Origin of the sequence: Flavobacterium degerlachei, from assembly GCF_900106645.1 — a bacterium.
Lineage (GTDB): Bacteria > Bacteroidota > Bacteroidia > Flavobacteriales > Flavobacteriaceae > Flavobacterium > Flavobacterium degerlachei.
Map to the genome: position 1 here is coordinate 130,417 of NZ_FNMV01000002.1, position 16,751 is coordinate 147,167.

The 16,751-nt window shown below is 34.2% G+C and carries 13 protein-coding genes; 10 read left to right on the forward strand and 3 right to left on the reverse strand.

Going from position 1 to position 16,751, the window contains the following annotated elements; genetic code table 11:
• The first annotated feature begins 227 nt into the window (after positions 1-227).
• Complete coding sequence (gene lpdA / locus BLV91_RS02745) at positions 228-1,616, forward strand: dihydrolipoyl dehydrogenase (protein WP_091429379.1); 1,389 nt, start codon at positions 228-230, stop codon at positions 1,614-1,616.
• Positions 1,617-1,838: 222 nt separating this feature from the next.
• Positions 1,839-2,324 carry a hypothetical protein gene (locus tag BLV91_RS02750; RefSeq protein WP_091429381.1) on the forward strand — a complete coding sequence of 162 codons (486 nt, stop codon included), beginning with the start codon at positions 1,839-1,841 and terminating at the stop codon, positions 2,322-2,324.
• Positions 2,325-2,609: 285 nt separating this feature from the next.
• On the opposite strand, the gene BLV91_RS02755 is transcribed toward BLV91_RS02750, so the two are convergent.
• Positions 2,610-3,221 carry a PAS domain-containing protein gene (locus tag BLV91_RS02755; RefSeq protein ID WP_091429382.1) on the reverse strand — a complete coding sequence of 204 codons (612 nt, stop codon included), beginning with the start codon at positions 3,219-3,221 and terminating at the stop codon, positions 2,610-2,612.
• A 511-nt stretch (positions 3,222-3,732) separates the two neighbouring features.
• On the opposite strand from BLV91_RS02755, the gene BLV91_RS02760 reads away from it, so the two are divergent.
• The 3 genes from BLV91_RS02760 to BLV91_RS02770 all read left to right on the forward strand — a co-directional run bounded on the left by BLV91_RS02760 (position 3,733) and on the right by BLV91_RS02770 (position 7,090).
• The gene (locus tag BLV91_RS02760) at positions 3,733-4,074 is read left to right on the forward strand and encodes a hypothetical protein (protein WP_091429384.1); all 342 of its coding nucleotides are present in this window, start codon (positions 3,733-3,735) and stop codon (positions 4,072-4,074) included.
• A 438-nt stretch (positions 4,075-4,512) separates the two neighbouring features.
• On the forward strand, positions 4,513-5,970 hold the full coding sequence (locus BLV91_RS02765; protein WP_091429386.1) for an FAD-dependent oxidoreductase: 1,458 nt from the start codon (positions 4,513-4,515) through the stop codon (positions 5,968-5,970).
• Between the two features lie 181 nt (positions 5,971-6,151).
• On the forward strand, positions 6,152-7,090 hold the full coding sequence (locus BLV91_RS02770) for an alpha/beta hydrolase (protein WP_091429388.1): 939 nt from the start codon (positions 6,152-6,154) through the stop codon (positions 7,088-7,090).
• A 2-nt stretch (positions 7,091-7,092) separates the two neighbouring features.
• Here the strand turns inward: BLV91_RS02770 and BLV91_RS02775 are convergent, their stop codons facing one another.
• Positions 7,093-7,374 carry a winged helix-turn-helix transcriptional regulator gene (locus tag BLV91_RS02775; RefSeq protein WP_091429390.1) on the reverse strand — a complete coding sequence of 94 codons (282 nt, stop codon included), beginning with the start codon at positions 7,372-7,374 and terminating at the stop codon, positions 7,093-7,095.
• Positions 7,375-7,531: 157 nt separating this feature from the next.
• Between BLV91_RS02775 and BLV91_RS02780 the strand changes: the two genes are divergently transcribed.
• From BLV91_RS02780 to BLV91_RS02795, 3 genes are all read left to right on the forward strand, one after another.
• The gene (locus tag BLV91_RS02780; protein ID WP_091429392.1) at positions 7,532-8,044 is read left to right on the forward strand and encodes a lactoylglutathione lyase family protein; all 513 of its coding nucleotides are present in this window, start codon (positions 7,532-7,534) and stop codon (positions 8,042-8,044) included.
• 684 nt (positions 8,045-8,728) lie between these two features.
• Positions 8,729-9,898, forward strand: a complete 1,170-nt coding sequence (locus BLV91_RS02790) for a dipeptidase (RefSeq protein ID WP_091429396.1) — start codon at positions 8,729-8,731, stop codon at positions 9,896-9,898.
• Between the two features lie 211 nt (positions 9,899-10,109).
• A complete protein-coding gene (locus tag BLV91_RS02795; RefSeq protein ID WP_091429399.1) occupies positions 10,110-11,165 on the forward strand; it encodes a glycosyltransferase family 9 protein in 1,056 nt (351 codons plus the stop codon).
• A 172-nt stretch (positions 11,166-11,337) separates the two neighbouring features.
• Here BLV91_RS02795 and BLV91_RS17230 read toward each other — a convergent pair whose 3' ends face one another.
• On the reverse strand, positions 11,338-11,466 hold the full coding sequence (locus BLV91_RS17230; RefSeq protein ID WP_262488595.1) for a hypothetical protein: 129 nt from the start codon (positions 11,464-11,466) through the stop codon (positions 11,338-11,340).
• A 75-nt stretch (positions 11,467-11,541) separates the two neighbouring features.
• Here BLV91_RS17230 and BLV91_RS02800 point away from each other — a divergent pair, with 75 nt between their 5' ends.
• Positions 11,542-12,231, forward strand: coding sequence for a DUF2461 domain-containing protein (locus BLV91_RS02800; RefSeq protein WP_091429401.1), 690 nt, complete (start codon positions 11,542-11,544; stop codon positions 12,229-12,231).
• Between the two features lie 212 nt (positions 12,232-12,443).
• A complete protein-coding gene (locus BLV91_RS02805) occupies positions 12,444-16,667 on the forward strand; it encodes a hybrid sensor histidine kinase/response regulator transcription factor (protein ID WP_091429404.1) in 4,224 nt (1,407 codons plus the stop codon).
• The last annotated feature ends 84 nt before the right edge of the window (positions 16,668-16,751 follow it).

The following is a 16,751-nucleotide window of genomic DNA, read 5'->3' on the forward strand; positions in this document are numbered from 1 at the left end:
ATCATCTGTGAACTCTTTTCTAACCGCAATTAATGCTGAGTTTTCGCAAGGATTACTGCGATTTTATTAAAGGCAGAGAGCGGTCGAAGCTCAACTTATTTGATTAAAAATGATAGTGAATTTTATAAAATTTGTTACTTTACTACTTTATCACTTCTAAGCTTTCCAAAAACAGAATAAATCCTTAAATTCGCAAAATCATTTAATCGAAGAAAAACAAATACAATATGAAATACGATATCATTGTTTTAGGAAGTGGACCAGGCGGATATGTTACTGCCATTAGAGCATCACAATTAGGCTTTAAAGTTGCCGTGATAGAAAAAGAAAGCTTAGGTGGAGTTTGCTTGAACTGGGGTTGTATCCCAACCAAAGCATTACTAAAATCAGCACAGGTTTTTGATTACCTAAAACACGCTTCCGATTACGGATTGACTGTTTCATCATTCGATAAAGATTTCCCTGCTGTAGTTCAACGCAGTAGAACTGTTGCAAGTGATATGAGCAAAGGAGTTCAATTCTTAATGAAAAAGAATAAAATTGACGTTATCAATGGTTTTGGAAAACTAAAAGCAGGTAAAAAAGTTGATGTTACTGACAAAGACGATAAAGTTACTGAATACAGTGCTGACCATATTATTGTTGCTACTGGAGCTCGCTCTCGCGAATTACCAAACTTGCCACAAGATGGTGTAAAAGTAATTGGATACAGACAAGCAATGACTTTACCTACGCAACCTAAATCGATGATTATCGTAGGTTCTGGAGCGATTGGGGTTGAATTTGCACATTTCTACAATTCAATGGGAACTGATGTGACTATTGTTGAATTTATGCCAAACATTGTTCCTGTTGAGGACGAAGACATTTCGAAACAAATGGAACGTTCTATGAAAAAAGCAGGTGTAAAAATTATGACCAGCTCTTCTGTTGAGAAAATTGATACTACTGGAGCAGGTGTAAAAGCATTTGTAAAAACAGCTAAAGGAGAAGTAGTTCTTGAAGCAGACATTTTACTATCAGCTGTTGGTATCAAAACTAACATTGAAAACATAGGTCTAGAAGCAGTAGGAATTGCCACTGATAAAGATAAAATCCTAGTAAACGAATACAACGCAACTAACATCCCTGGTTATTATGCTATTGGTGATGTGACTCCAGGACAAGCTTTAGCTCACGTAGCTTCTGCCGAAGGAATCAACTGTGTGGAGAAAATTGCAGGTATGCACGTAGAACCTATCGATTACGGAAACGTACCAGGTTGTACTTATGCTACTCCAGAGATTGCTTCAGTAGGTTTAACTGAAAAACAAGCTAAAGAAAAAGGATACGACTTAAAAATTGGTAAGTTCCCATTCTCAGCTTCAGGAAAAGCAAAAGCATCAGGAACTCCTGATGGTTTCGTAAAAGTAATCTTTGATGCCAAATATGGCGAATGGTTGGGATGTCACATGATAGGTGCTGGAGTTACAGATATGATTGCTGAGGCAGTTGTAGCACGTAAACTAGAGACTACAGGACATGAAATCCTAAAAGCGATACATCCACACCCTACAATGAGTGAAGCGGTTATGGAAGCTGTGGCTGATGCTTACGGTGAAGTAATCCATTTGTAAATAAAATATGCGTGTTAGAGACACACTGCAGTGCGTCTCTACTACATTTAATAAAATCCGATTTGCGAAAGCAAATCGGATTTTTTCATTTAAAAAACACATCCATCTAGAAAAAGGTCTCCATTTTAACAAATAAATATTTATTAATTTGTAACTTTAGTCTTGCCGATTTGTATTTATAAGTAAATATGTTAAAACACTAACCTTTTAAACTATTTGACTATGAAAACCGTAAAACAATTCAGTCTAGACCCAATACTAATAATGGTTATTTTTTCAATTGTTCCGATAACCAGTTCCAATTCAGATATCGATAGTAATCCAAATGCTAGCGCCCCTTCAGATGAGCACGATATTATTGCTATAATTGTGACTAACGGAAGTTGGAAAATAAATTGTTACTGGAAAAGCGAAGACAGTGAAATGATCAATTTCAATGGATTTAATTTTAGTTTTGGAGCCCATGACTCGCTAACCGTAACGGATGGGGAAAACACATACAAGGGAACTTGGTCCATCCTAGATCTTAATAGAAATCAAGAAAGCATCGCTGATGTAAAATTCAATATTACCTATGCTAACCCAATTCATTTTGTAAAAATAATTGACGGTTGGGAAGATATTGAAAACACGGTCAACTTTTTTGAAATAAAAGACCTAAGCATTGGAAATGGTATAACAGACTTTTTAACCTTTAGTAAAAATTAAGAATCTTAACTATCAAAGCAGTTAACAACTAGCAATTAAAGCAAGAAATCCGTTTTGGCCCATTCTACTGAATAAGGCCAAAACGGATTTTTGGGCGTAATCGCCAGGACGAGTACGGCTTTATTTTTCATTCCGTCTTAAATAAAACGACTTCCACTACCATTTTTTACACAAATCAAAACAAATAAAACAATCCAGATACTTAAATAGTAATAGCTCTCGCCTAGTACTTTATTCAAATTAATGTTGATTTCTCTTAAATGCAAAAATAAGACAAAACTTAAATTAGACTCTAGCAATCTTTATAATACTTCTAATAACTTCATCTAGTTGGTTGGAACTTTCTAATATCATGTCACAAATATTATTTGTATTACTATCTAGCAATTCTTTGTCTAAAAGACTGGTAAGTCCAATTATGTTACTTAGTGGAGCGCGAATAAGATGTGATTGTTGAAAAATAATTTTTTCAATGATAGTACTATTTCTCTCAATCTTTTCATTTGCATTTTTTAAATGTAATTCCTCAGCAACATATTTTGTTATATTATATCCTATACAATATATTCCAGCAGGTTTTTTATCATCATCCATAATAGCTCTATATTCCCACTGAGTATAAATATAACCTCCTTGTCCATCATGCTTCCTTATTGTTGCTGGAAATAAATCAGTCGGGGATTCAAAACATTTGGCAGCAACTTCGCTACATGTATTCATATCATCTGGATGCATTGTAATATGACATGCTTGTCCAACAAAATTGCTATTTATATGTGCAAATTGATTAGCATAATTTTCATTTATATAAGAATAATTACCATCCATACCAATAGTTATCAAATAAAACAAAGCAGACTTATTCAATAATTCTTTAGTTTCTTCGAACTGTTTCATAATCTATTTTTAGATTCCTTAAATGTAACAAAAATTCCTATAAAGAGCTCCGCTTTTAATTCAAACTATGGCTATCTCCCAGAAATTATTAATCCATATAATAGCAAGGCAAAAGAAATATAAAGCTGCAAAAAAACAATAAGGTTTATGGGAATCAGAAGAGTTTTTTAATCCTTTATAAGGTTATTAATATTATTATATATTTGATAATGAATAAAGTATAATGGCTGTCACGCCTATCTACATCATTTAGGGTGATAAGTCTGATATCGCCAGTACTATATACGAGTTAGATACAAAAACCTTAGTTGATTAACTTCTGAAATTCAAATTACTCTTTTCGCTCGCTTTGATTTTGACACTTACTGCTTGTAAAAAAGAGATTGTAGCAAAGAAAAACTACGTGATTTCAAAGGCTGATTCGAGTAGAACAGCTTGGATGAAATCAGCGAAAGTTCCTCCACCTTTGACACCACACAATTTAAAATAGTATTCAGATGTAGTTTTTATTTTGGACTCAACTAAAGTTTATGTTTATCAAACAGAAAAAACTCATTCGGGATCTGATACTAATCAAGATTTTGAATATCCAAATTACATTGAACTTAGACCCGAATATTTGCTAACTAATGATGCTGAAAATTTTATCTCATTTCTAGAGAATAACAATGATCTTTATGGAATTTTTTCAGATAATTCAGTTCAGCCAATTATTTATTTAGCAAGCCAGACTGATACCATAAAAAATATAGGGTTAAACCAATTATGGGAAAAATTAGAAAAAAAACAAATCCAGAGCAGTCTTCTCTATTCGATGAACTACCGAAGAAGAAAGCACTGTACTTTCATATAAAAGGAAAGGCAAAGAGTTTTTACCAGAAACTATAAAATGGTCCTCTAACTTCTATAATGGAAAAGTACAGCCTTTCACTAAAAACTATAAGGAAATAGAATCAACAAATCAACTTATCAGAAAAGCAAAAGAGACCTTTAAAAAAAAGAAAATGGCAGTTGAAATGTAATAATTCCCGCCAATAGCAAACGTCTCTATCCATTTGCAAATTCAGTGTTATTGCCGTTTTTAATTCGTATTTTACTTTTGCTTAAAAACACTATTCTTCATAAGATGTAAAACGGTTATATTTGCGGAAAGACTGAAATAAAGAATTTCTTAAGTTAACTTATATAGAAGTAATGATCACTACTTCACAATTAGGCTGTGCATCAATTGTATAGGATTATTTTTTTTTATCATAGAGGAGAGTCAAGATCAAGGTAAATAAATTAGGAAGTGAAAAAGCCGGGAAATGAAGCCACAAGATGGGCTATTTGTAAGGAATGTCAGGGACGCGGCAAAAAAAGTCGGGGACTTAGCAAGAAAGTGCGACATAGCTACCGTTTGGCGCTCGATGAATTTGAAAAAAACAAAGGCGAAGGAACAGCTCCAGAGCTTCCAAAAGGACATCTGTATTCCTGCGTAAATTGCTGCGGATCTGGCTTGGTTCATTCTTTTAGCGCCCCTATACCGGATAAAGAAAACTACCCGAAGCTTGCTATTATCGGTGGTGGTATAGGAGGAGTTGCTCTAGCTGTTGCTTGTTTACACCGCGGAATCCCCTTTACATTATATGAACGCGATAGCGACTTCGATGCTCGATCTCAGGGCTACGGACTCACTTTGCAACAAGCGAGCAAAGCAATTGAGGGGTTGGGTATTTTCTCATTAGCAGAAGGTGTGGTTTCAACAAGACATTTGATTCATACTACAGAGGGAAAAGTAATTGGGGAATGGGGAATGCGAAAATGGATGCAGTCAAATGTAAAAACAGATTCTAAACGCACTAATGTTCATATAGCAAGGCAATCTTTGCGCTTAGCACTGCTAGAGCAACTCGGCGGACATGATGCGGTACAGTGGGGACACCAGTTAATCGATTTTAAAGAATCTGAGGGCGAAGCTGTTAATTTAACTTTTGAGGTGAACGGCGAAATAAAAACTACCAAAGCGGACCTTGTGGTTGGCGCCGATGGCATTCGTAGTTCAGTGAGGAGGTTGCTGATTCCTGAGGATAGTACCCCTTTACGCTATCTAGATTGTATTGTGATATTGGGAATTTGTCCTTTGGAGGCTCTCGAAGGGCTGAATAGTTCTTTACTCGACTCGGCGACTGTATTTCAAACCGCCAATGGCAATGAAAGGATTTACATGATGCCGTATAATTCAGACTCAGTAATGTGGCAGCTTAGTTTTCCAATGCCAGAAAAAGAGGCTCAGGCATTAAGTGCGCAAGGACCCCAAGCACTCAAAGAAGAAGCATGTCGTAGGACGCAATGGCACGATCCAATTCCACAAATTTTAGCGGCAACCTCAGAAGCTCAGATTTCTGGCTATCCTGTCTATGACCGAAAATTACTTGAACCAGAATTGCTAAAAAAAGGAAAGCAATTGACTCTGATTGGAGATGCAGCACACCCCATGAGTCCATTTAAAGGACAGGGAGCAAATCAAGCTTTACTAGATGCACTCATGCTCGCTCGAGGGATTGCAAAAGGATGCAGCCCCTTATCGCAATGGAGAAAAGTTGGAGTAAGAGAAAGCGTATTGACCGAGTTTGAATCAGAAATGTTAGAACGCAGTGCATCTAAAGTAAAAGATTCGGCAGAGGCCGCGCAGTTCCTACATTCCGAAATTGTGCTCCATGAAGCTGACCAGCCAAGAGGAAGTGCTCTAAAGAGAAAAGATGCCTGAAAAGACACTTAAACGAAACTTAAATAGTTAGTTTTGTTTAATGGCTTAAAGATTTTAATATTTAGCTTTAAAAAAAGAAAAGAAAAAAACGTTTTCTGTTCTAAAAATCAGCGACTTTTACATGCTAGATTTCGTAAACAAACCGTTATATTGCCTATAAAAAACTAGTAACATTTCAGATATGGATATCCTTAAAGATTTCACGAACCAAACAATTAAGTTGAAGCCCGATTACGAAGGCGAAGTCGTAGCAACGCTCGTTAGTTCAAAATTTAATTTAGGGACCAGAACGAGTGTATTGTATCTGCATGGTTATGTGGACTATTTTTTTCAGGCGCATGTTGCAGAAAAATTCAATGCCCAAGGTTTTGATTTTTATGCACTCGATTTAAGAAAATACGGACGATCACTACTTCCCCATCAACACCCCAATTATTGCAGGGATATTAGTGAATACTTCGAAGAAATCACAATCGCCATTCGACAAATTCATGAATCTGGTAGTGGAAAGCTTTTTCTAATGGGCCATTCAACAGGAGGATTAATCGCTAGTAATTATATGAATTTTGGACAGGAAAAAAATTTAATAAAAGGACTTATATTAAATTCTCCTTTTTTTGATTTCTACCAGAATAATCTTCAGAAAACGCTCGTTTATTTAGCCGCAAAAGTAATTGCAAGCATCTTTCCTTACGCAAAAGTCAATGGAGCCTTGCCTACTGCTTATGCGAAAAGTTTACACAAAGATTTTCATGGTGAATGGGACTACAACTTAGACTGGAAACCTATTACAGGCTTCCCTACCTATTTCGCTTGGCTCTTAGCCATACGATCAGCACACCAAAAATTAGCAAATTCCAATATAAAAGTCCCTGTTTTAGTTATGTATTCTAGTGCTTCCTCTAATCTTTCAAAATTTTCAGAAGAGGCCATGGTAAAAGACATCGTTTTAGATGTTACTGATATTAAAAGAATTGGAGCAAAACTTGGTGCCCAAGTTACTTTGCTAGAAATTGAAAATGCCCAACATGATATATTCCTATCAAGCAAAAATGTAAGAGAAAAGGCTTTTAATGAAATGTTCGCTTGGCTTAATAAGCTGGAATCAAAAATGGACTGATTTTATATTTCCTCTTGAATATCCTTTGAACCCCATTCATCTAAGTTTTTCAGAATGTTTTCCAATGATTTTCCTCTTGCGCTTAATTCGTACTCAACTCTGGGAGGAACTACCGGGAATACTTTCCTGGTTATTAGTCCGTCTTTTTCTAATTCTCTAACTGTTTGGGTAAACATTTTATTAGAGATTCCCAAAATATGTTTCTGTAACATTCCTGATCGCAAAGGACCTTCCAACAAATGAAATAAAATGAGCGGTTTCCATTTTGTCCCTATTAAATTCATGGTATAATTTAAAGGGCAATTGTTATTTTTATCCAAAATTTAAATACTATAGTGTTGATAATCTTAATTTTACTCGTTTAGGTAACTATATAACTTTTTAGTAAGTTATTGCTATTATGGCAAATATAGATTAATTTTGTGGTCTAAATTATAAGATATGACAACTAAAAAAAATTATCCGAAATCATTTTCACATATTGGAATTACCGTACCAAATATAAAAAAGGCAGTAGAGTTTTATGCCGAAGTAATGGGCTGGTATATAATCATGCAGCCATCAACGGTTAAAAAAGAAAAAGAAACAGCTATAGGACAAATGTGCATTGATGTTTTTGGCGAAGACTGGGAAGAATTTGAAATTGCCCATATGTCCACTTCAGATGGTATTGGGATCGAATTGTTTTCTTTTCCTCATGGTGTAAAAGAAGCTCCCGAATTTAACCCGTTCAATACAGGACTTTTTCATTTCTGTATTCAGGACCCAAATATTGAAGAGTTAGTAGAAAAAATAGTTTCTTTAGGTGGAAAGCAACGCATGCCAATAAGAGAATATTATCCTAATGACAAGCCCTATAAAATGTGTTATGTTGAAGATCCGTTTGGAATTGTGTTTGAAGTTTATACGCACAGTTACGAACTTACGTACTCTTCAGGAGCATACGCAGAATAACAACTTCTAGTTAAAAGCTGTTTATCTACCTTACCTTTATTATGCTTTTAAAGGTATTACTAATGGTAACATTAGGACAGTTAAGTCGCAATTTTCGGTAATAGTCCGGAAATCATCAAATAAAAAAAGGTGATCTGTTTCCAGATCACCTTTTTCTGCTTCATAATTAATACTCTTGACCATCCGACTTACTTCAACCAAAATTACGCTAGATTGAACTAATTTAAATTCATAACCATATTCCAAGCTACTATACAGCTATGTCCAAACTTTTATTTGGCATCTCCAGACTCATAAACTTAAGCAATAAATCTAAGTTGTGAATTCAAACAATAGATAAGATCCACTCGACTACCAGTCCGCTTTAATTCAGATGTTTACCATAATTACATGCTTTATTATTTTATAAATTTCAGTTGCTAATTCCCATAGTTTTTACAACCGTAATTATTTTTTCAAAAAATAAAACTATAGTGCTAACGAATTAAGGTTATTTATTAAAATAAAGTCTGTGCCTCATACAATTGGTTTATAAGACTAAACGATGGTGTTTGAACTAAATATTAATGGTATTTTAGCGTATCGATTTTACTAAAAAAAGCTGACGGCTATTTTTAGAAAGCGAATATTTACTCCCCAAATTACAATGCATTTATAGTATCAATACCAAAACAAAAGACCAACATGAAAATAAAAATAGCGATTATATGTATTTTAATTACACAACAATTCGTAGCGCAATCCTATAAAAAAATTCATACTAATGCTATTGTTATCGATAGCCACAATGATATTCTGACCAAAATGCTTGATAGTAAACTTGCAATCGATACAGATCTAAAACCTACCACCCATACTGATTTAGCCCGATGGAAGGAAGGCGGTTTAGATGTTCAGATTTTTTCCGTGTTTTGTACTGGTGAAAAAGCAAACCCATTTGCTTATGCTAACCAACAAATGGACGAGTTGGATAGTACCCTAAAACGCAATCCTGATAAAATTGCAAAAGTATCAAATAGTAAAGATCTTCTCAAAATTGTAAAGCAGCACAAAATTGCGGCCATGTTTGGTGTTGAAGGTGGCCATATGATCGAAAATAATCTGATTAATTTAGATCACTTTTTTAATCGTGGAGCACGATACCTGACCCTCACGTGGAACAATTCTACTCCATGGGCTACAAGTGCCTACGACGAGACATTTACAAAAGATTTGCCTCATAATGGTTTAACTGACTTTGGTAAACAAATAGTTCAGAGAATGAACAAACTAGGGATGATTGTTGATATCAGCCATGTGGGAGAGCAGACTTTTTGGGATGTAATTCATACCACAACAAAGCCCGTGATGGCATCTCATAGTGCTGTTTATGAACTATGTCCCAACCAAAGAAACTTAAAAGATGACCAAATAAAAGCAATTGCAAAAAATGGAGGTGTTATACAAGTTAACTTTTACTCAGGTTTTTTAGACCCCAATTATGCAAAAAAAGAAGAGGCATTTATGGAAAAACACAAGGTTGAAGCTGATTTATTATCCAAAAGCGGTAAATCTTATTTTGCAGTTGAATTAGAATTGTACGCTAAGTACAAAACGGAATCTGATTTAATGAGACCACCATTTTCTTTATTAATGCAACATATCGAATATATCATCAAATTAGTGGGAGTCGATTACGTAGGATTAGGTTCCGATTATGATGGTATAGAGTCTCTTCCTTTACAAATGGATGATGTCACCACATATCCGCTTATCACAAAAGCTTTGGTTGAAAAAGGATATACTTCAAAAGAGATAAACAAAGTTTTAGGAGGTAATTTTATAAGAGTTTTAAAAGCTAATGAGGCAAAATAACAATTACCCCATTCTAAATACGATTCTTAGAAAACTTTATGGACGTCCCAAAGTTTGTTCTATATTTGCGCTTCAAAATAACAGTAATATAGATTGCTTAAGCCCGATAAAATTAGCTAAAAGTCAATCCTATTAAAAGTTTACTATCAAAATAATATGGTGCTTGTTTTTTGGCAAAAAAACACACTACAGTTAATACTATTTTACAAGCATGGGTATTTTAAAAAAAATAAATTCAGTTAGAAGGAATTTGATGCAGGGAATGACTAAGAAAATTAGTGGTTCTGCCATGAATCAAAACCTACCAATGATCAATAAGGATGCGGTAAAGACTGTATTAATTTGCAGACCCAATCACCGATTAGGAAACCAATTACTAATTACTCCACTGGTCCAAGAGGTTGCTGATACATTCCCAAACTGTAAAATAGATTTGTTTGTAAAAGGAAATGTAGCGCCAATTATATTTGAAAATTTCGAGAGCGTTGACAGCATCATTAAATTGCCAAAAAAACATTTTAACGATTTACTTCCTTACCTAAACGGTTGGTTAGCGCTAAAGAAAAAAAACTACGACCTTGTCATAAATGTAGATAAAAACTCTTCTTCAGGAAGGCTTTCTACCAAATTTGCAAAGTCCGACTATAAATTATTCGGGGATGAGGAAACTGACTTTGAATCAAAATACCCAGACCACAAACACATTGCAAAATATCCAGTATACAGTTTAAGAAGCTACTTATCTAAACTTGGAGTCCCAAATAAAGAGAATCCAATACCAACATTAGACCTTAAATTGAGTCCTTCAGAACTTGCAGCAGCCAAGCTAGAATTAGAAAAACTTATCGATAAAGAAAAAAAAACAATCTGCATATTTACTTTCGCCACGGGCGCAAAATGCTATTCGGAAGCTTGGTGGAATGAATTCTACGAGAGACTGAAAAAGGATTACAGCAACTACAATATTGTTGAATTACTACCCGTTGAAAATGTTTCGCAAATAGGCTTCAAAGCGCCATCATTTTATAGTAAAGACATTAGAGAAATAGCGGCTTTTATTGCTAATACAGATATCTTCATTGGAGCGGATAGCGGTATGATGCATTTGGCAAGTGCTTCAAAAACACCAACAGTTGGATTGTTTTCAGTAACTGTGGTGAATAAATACGAACCTTATGGCAATAATAGCGTAGCGATTGACACTAATGCAATGAATACAGATGAAATGATTAAAACAATAAATACCATTCTTTCAAAAAACGAATAACACCTATACGTTACATTAAGAATAGCGATTGTTTGTAGTCCCAACTATTGGCTTCATTAATTTCCCCTATAGTTGATTCTACTAAAAATAATCAGAATCATGTTTAGACATTTTTCACGATAGTTCTTAGTTGCTTAACTTTCGAAAAAACTGAGACTTTATATATAGTAGATCAAATCGTTTTTATTCCCTCCATTACGAAGGAACTTAGAGCATAAGTAATTCCTTTTCGATCTACCGCTTGTCGGTATTTGAACAGCTTAAAATAGGATGCTGCTGTAAATATCGAGGATAGTTTCATAAATTTGTCACTACAAAGCTTCGACCGAAGCTCTAAAAAATCCGAATTTAAGCAATTCGCCAATTTTGAAATAAAATGACAATAGAAACCATAGACAAATCAACATTAAAATTCCTTACTGATATTGCTGCAAACAATAATAGGGATTGGTTTCAAACGAACAAGCCATTTTATCTTGAGGCACAGCAAAACATGCATTCTTTTATTGAAGGGCTAATCTTGGAAATCAACAAACACGACCAACTAGAAAATCGATCTGCTAAAAAAAGTCTTTACCGAATTTACAGCGACATGCGATTCAGCAAGGACAAACTACCCTATCACTCAAAATTTGACTTTAATTTAAAACGATTCGGCAAGCAAAGAAGAGGTGGGTATTATATGAATATTAAGCCCGGAAATAGTTATTTAGCCTGTGGCTTTTTTGCCCCAAATCCCGAAGATTTAAAAAGGATTCGTTTAGACATCACAGCCAATCATTCACAATGGAATGCGTTACTTCAATCAAAAGAAATACAATCTAACTTTGGTGATCTACAAGGAAATTCCGTTTTGACCACGCCTAGAGGATTCCAGAAAGACCATGTTGCTATTGAATTAATCCGTCACAAACAATTTTTTTTAAGACATGATTTTACCGATCAGGAAGTACTTTCAGATGACTTTTTAGCGAAAGTAAATTCTATCTACAAATCAGTGATGCCCTTTTTTGATTACATGAGCGAATTATTGACTACAGATTCTAATGGTGAAACTATAGTTTAGTATTACTGAACTATCCTATTTCCATATTATTTTTAAACCTAAAAAAAACACAATCCATAGATAAGAGAGACTAGGTAGACGTCCTATTCTCTTTCTAATATTTTATGTATATTTGGCCACTCAGCTACATCGATTACGTCATTTCTTGTTTTATGAAGCGGGAACTTCTATTGTAGTATTTTGAAAAACAAATCACAAAAACATTTATTAAATTGAAAATCAAGATTTTATTTATTTGTTTTCTTTTTATAGGTTTTGTTGCCTGCAACGACAAAGAAAAACAGTCGCCCAATACCGCGAATGCTAATCTTCAAAAGGCCACAGCACCAGAAATGCAAAGCAGTGCAATAAAATCAGCTGCAGACTCAGCAAAAACTTCAGAATTAAAGTACTCTCTTGAACAATTAGACAACACCAAAGGACTCTCGAATAGTTCTGTAAACACTATTTTTCAAGACTCTGAAAATTTACTTTGGATTGGTACTTGGGACGGATTAAACCGCTATGACGGAAATACATTTAAAATTTTCAGACCCGAATTAAATAATGAAAATAGCTTGAGCAATCAGGTGATCCTAAAAATAGACGAGGATGATTTAGGTCGAATTTGGATTTTGACGATGCACGGAATAAATCAGTATGATAAAAAAACCGACCGTTTTAAACGTTTTTATTTTTCCAGAAAGAATACTCCCCCATTATCTGAATCTGAATTCAACATAGCCCTTGACGACTCAAAAAAAGTATTTTGCGCCGTAAAAGATTGGGGAATTGGTTATTATAACGGCACCGATTTCCAATTGTTAAAATCAAAAACTCTTCCTTCAAAAGCTGTTAAAAAAATGGAGTTCAGCTCCAAAGGCAATTTATTGGTTTTGTTTGAAGACGACCAACTTTATTCTTTGTCCATTGCAAATAGCAATGAAACCGAAAAAACAATTACAAAATCAGAGTTGATTTCAAAAAACATCAGAACATTTGAAACCATCTCCACTGATAAAATTTGCATTATTCCGACTTCTGAAAATGCCCGTATATATTCAGTGTTAGATAAAAAAAATCAAGTTCTTTCAGAAAAAAATATCGATAATCTTGTAGGACGTATTCCTGAAGGCCTTGTTATTTCAGGAAAATCAGGTTATAGTATTATTGATAGCACGGGAACTCTACTTACAAGTTCTTGGTTAAGATACCTGAAAAATCAGAAAATAACCGCTTTAATTCAAGGTAGCGAAAATGTGATTTGGACTGGTACAGATGGAGATGGAGTTTTTAAAATCTTTCCGCTTAAAAAATCATTTAATCTTATTTCAAAAGCGCAAATTCCCGAACTAGATGGCGGTATTATAAGGGCTTTTCTAGAATTAGAGGGGAATTCATTTTGGGTGGGAACAAAGGGAAAGGGCCTTTTTAAATTTCCTTCTAATTTTTATCAGAGCGAACAACCATTAAAGTATGTGACTTTCAATGAAAATAATAGCATCATTAATAATGCCGTGTTTTCATTATGCAAAGGACAGAATGATCTCTTATTTATAGGGACAGATGGAAAAGGTATCACCGTTTATGACTTAAAAAACTCAAAACTTATTAGCTGGTCTGAAATTATAGGAAACGAACAAAGCGACTACTTTAAGTCTATATATTCTATTTATCAAGATGAAAACGGTTTTATATGGCTTGGTACTAATGGTTATGGAATGATTCGATGTAAAATAGAACGTTCAGGCAACAAACTAAAATTATCTCAATACAAGAAATACATTGCGGATAATGAGGATGGAAAATCCTTAAGTAGTAATATTATTTTTTCCATTGTGCCAAAGAGTCAAAACCAACTTTGGATAGGAACCAGATTAGGCGGCCTTAATCTTTTTGATAAAGAATTAGGCTTGTTCCGTACGTATAAAAACAAAAAGGATGATTCTCAAAGTCTATCCAACAATGATATATTGTGTTTGAAAAAAGATGCTAAAAACAAGCTTTGGATTGGAACAAGTTTTGGACTGAATATGCTGGAAGGCATAAAAAGTGACGGTAGTGCAACATTCAAAAACTATACAGTCAAAGACGGACTACCTAATAACACAGTACATGGAATTGTATCTGATAATAAATCGAATCTGTGGATAAGTACTAATTTTGGATTGTCCAATTTCATTCCTGAAGAATCCAAATTCATTAATTACACTAAAAACGAAGGACTGCAAAACAATGAATTTGCTGATGGCGCCTTTTATCAAAATCAAAAATCAGGTTTCATATTCATGGGTGGAATAAAAGGATTCAACTACTTTCTTCCTCAAAAAATAAAGGAATCTGCAATAGTTCCTGATTTATTAATTGATAAAATTAGTGGTCAAAATCAGGCTGAACCCTATTATCAAGGACTGGTTATCTCTGCTGATTCAAAAACGCCTCCTTCAATTGTTTTGGATCACAATCAGAACTTTTTTGACATTGAATTATCAGCATTAACCTATATCAATAGTGAAAAATGCCAATATGCCTATCAATTGGAAAATTTTGATAAGGAATGGAACATGATTGGTAATAGGAGAAATATTTCTTTTACCAATGTGCCAAGAGGAAATTATTCCTTGTGGATAAAGTGGACAAACAGTGACGGAGTATGGACTAGCCCTGTGCATGCAATTGACATCAGAGTTAGACCAGTTTATTGGCAATCTAACCTTGCAATTTTTATTTACTCGATATTGTTTTTCTTTTTTATGCTGTTTGTTCTAAGTTACTACAAGAAACGTCAGTCATTAAGTCAAAATATTCTTTTCCGTCAAAGAGAAGAAGAGCTACATGAAAACAGACTTTCGTTTTTTACCAACATTGCACATGAATTTTTAACTCCTTTGACATTGATTGTTGGGCCCATTCAAAAACTTGGCGAAACATCAAACCTGAGCGAAAAAAACCAGAAGTTCATTCAAATGATTGAGCGCAACTCTTCAAGATTGCTTTTTTTAACGCAACAATTATTGGAATTCAGAAAAGCAGAATTTGATTATTTAGAAGTTGTCGTGAAAAAATTTGATTTGGTCAACTTAGTCGAACAAATTGCCGAACTATTTGACGAATGGGCATTGGATAAAAACATAGATTATAAGCTTGAAATCCCTTCGAAACTTAATGGATGGTTTGATAAAGATAAAATTGAAAAAATAATATTCAATTTATTATCGAATGCTTTTAAATACACACCCGAAAACGGTAAGATTGATCTAAAAATTTCTATCGATAAAACCAATTCTAAAAAACTAAACATTACGGTTGTAAATACTGGAAAGGGAATACCACAAGAAAAACTAGACTCCCTATTTGATAAATTTTTATTAACGGATACTAATTCCAGCACTGACAATGATTTGTTTAGAACTGGTATTGGTCTGGCATTTATAAAGAAACTCGTGACCGTGCTCAAAGGTGATGTTCAAGTTTCGAGTATTGCTAACGAGACTACCACTTTTACAATCCTGATTCCATGTGGCAAGAAAGCATTTATTGAAAAGGAATTTGAAATCAATGAGGATGTTGCTGGCGAAACTAGCCAAGTTTTCATTTCTCAACACCTAAAAAGCATCTTGGAAGAACTACCAAGTAAGGATAATACCGTACCTGATAAGATATCAACCCTTGATGCAGTTATTGATCATCGAAAAACAATATTAATTGTTGAAGACGAAAAAGAAATCCATTCCTTTTTAAATGAATTATTAGGAGAAAAATATAAAATTAATATCGCTTACAATGGTGTTGAAGCTTTAGAGAGCATTCAAAATGAAATTCCTGACATTATCATCAGTGATGTTATGATGCCTTTGATGGACGGTATCGCATTGTGCGAAAAAATAAAAAAGGACATACAAACCTGTCATATTCCTTTTATTATGCTTACCGCAAAAGAATCTGTAGTGCACCGAATTGAAGGACTTGAAAGCGGTGCCAATTCCTATATCCCGAAACCATTTCATCCAGACCACCTATTAATAAGAATTCAAAAATTACTGGAAGAAAAGGAATTAATATTAAAGCACTTTGCGCAGGACAGTCTCGTCGAAAACCTATCTACTCTACCTATAGAAAATGATGAAAAGGAGTTTATTAAAAAGGTCATTGATTTAATACGAAAGAATATAGATAACGAGAACCTACAAAGTCTTTTTATCGAAAAAGAATTGGGCATCAGTAATTCCCAATTGTATCGAAAAACCAAACAAATTTTTAGTTTGACTCCAGGTGATTTGATTAGAACTATCAGAATAAAACATGCCGCTGAACTATTGCGTAAAAATGTTTTGACTGTATCAGAGATTTGCTATCTATCAGGTTTTAATAACCGATCTTACTTTTATCGCGAGTTTAAAAAGATGTACGACATCACTCCTAAAAATTATCAGCTCAAGTACAAATCCAAGTACTAAAAACTTAAAAACAAGCTACATACCTGTTTGTATACACCTTTGATGAAATAGTGTACACAATTTCTTGTGCTCTCTAAGTAATTT